Genomic DNA, 435 nt, shown 5'->3' with positions numbered 1-435 from the left:
TAATCCTGTTTGCTCCCCACGCTTTCGAGCCTCAGTGTCAGTTACAGGCCAGAGAGCCGCTTTCGCCACCGGTGTTCCTCCATATATCTACGCATTTCACCGCTACACATGGAATTCCACTCTCCTCTCCTGCACTCAAGTCTACCAGTTTCCAATGCATACAATGGTTGAGCCACTGCCTTTTACACCAGACTTAATAAACCACCTGCGCTCGCTTTACGCCCAATAAATCCGGACAACGCTCGGGACCTACGTATTACCGCGGCTGCTGGCACGTAGTTAGCCGTCCCTTTCTGGGTAGTTACCGTCACTTGATGAGCTTTCCACTCTCACCAACGTTCTTCTCTACCAACAGAGTTTTACGATCCGAAAACCTTCTTCACTCACGCGGCGTTGCTCGGTCAGACTTTCGTCCATTGCCGAAGATTCCCTACT

1 rRNA gene is annotated in these 435 nt (G+C 51.0%); it reads right to left on the bottom strand.

The annotated features are described in order from the left end of the window. Positions 1–435: ribosomal RNA gene (locus F8279_RS30025) — 16S ribosomal RNA — on the bottom strand; the annotation flags it as partial.

This window comes from Micromonospora sp. AMSO1212t (assembly GCF_008868145.1).
Taxonomy (GTDB): domain Bacteria; phylum Actinomycetota; class Actinomycetes; order Mycobacteriales; family Micromonosporaceae; genus Micromonospora; species Micromonospora tulbaghiae.
The sequence above is the reverse complement of the archived record's forward strand: the minus strand, read 5'-3'. Positions and strand labels throughout refer to the sequence as shown.